Source organism: Citrobacter sp. Cm046 (assembly GCF_030333065.1).
In the GTDB taxonomy this organism is placed as follows: Bacteria; Pseudomonadota; Gammaproteobacteria; order Enterobacterales; family Enterobacteriaceae; genus Citrobacter; species Citrobacter murliniae.
The window spans coordinates 1-670 of sequence record NZ_JAOWGP010000014.1 but is presented as its reverse complement, the minus strand read 5'-3'; the positions used below and the strand labels follow the sequence as shown (position 1 = coordinate 670).

2 protein-coding genes are annotated in these 670 nt (G+C 48.1%); both read left to right on the top strand.

Annotated elements, in window-relative coordinates; all coding sequences use genetic code 11:
• Nucleotides 1–34 precede the first annotated feature (34 nt).
• Complete coding sequence (locus OGX98_RS00790; RefSeq protein ID WP_286594705.1) at nucleotides 35–229, top strand: hypothetical protein; 195 nt, start codon at nucleotides 35–37, stop codon at nucleotides 227–229.
• On the top strand, nucleotides 222–515 hold the full coding sequence (locus OGX98_RS00785) for a hypothetical protein (RefSeq protein WP_353622271.1): 294 nt from the start codon (nucleotides 222–224) through the stop codon (nucleotides 513–515). The genes OGX98_RS00790 and OGX98_RS00785 overlap by 8 nt, the downstream gene beginning before the upstream one ends.
• Nucleotides 516–670 lie beyond the last annotated feature (155 nt).

Below are 670 nucleotides of genomic sequence, written 5' to 3'. Positions count from 1 at the left end.
AAGGATTGCGGATAGATAACAGGGAGGCTTCACAATGGATAAAATAAAAAGGAAGGTCATTATTTTTGCTGTTTTGGTCGTGCTGGGGGGCGGGGTATATCAGTATTTTCGTCCTTATAACCCGTCACCGCAAACACTGACAGCATCACAGCAGGAAGCCATGAATAAGATAAACACCGAAACTAGCGTGGCGGAAAACGGCCATTACCTACCCGAAAAATATGCATGAGAGTGACAGAAAGCTGCCCAACAACTACCGGGAGATCCCCCTGCCTTTTAATCGTTCTCAGATGTATGTTGTCACCCCATCAAAAACGCCGGGTGATGGCACGGTTCCGGTAGAGTCGTTGAGCGCTATATGCCGTAACAGCGAAATCAAAAGCGTTCTGGCAACCGACGTGGATCACCAGGGAGCCTACGACGTCAGTAACCTGGAAGATATAAAAGACAGACCAGCCCTGCAATTTACCCTCAGGGCCATTGTGACAATGGTTCAGGAGATCCCGATCCCATGAAGACTATTAGGCAGATTACAGCGTTATCTTTTATAGCGGGCAGCATGCTTTTTATTGCCCATGCTACGGCATCCACGCCAGTGCAGAAGGACAGTCCAGTGATAAATACTTTGTTTGCGCAAACCAAACCGCAGTGTATCGGGCGCTATGTGATT

Excerpts from the sequence above, each read along its gene's own strand:
- OGX98_RS00790 (WP_286594705.1), top strand. The coding sequence starts at position 35 with ATGGATAAAATAAAAAGGAAGGTCATTATTTTTGCTGTTTTGGTCGTG.
- OGX98_RS00785 (WP_353622271.1), top strand. The coding sequence starts at position 222 with ATGCATGAGAGTGACAGAAAGCTGCCCAACAACTACCGGGAGATCCCC.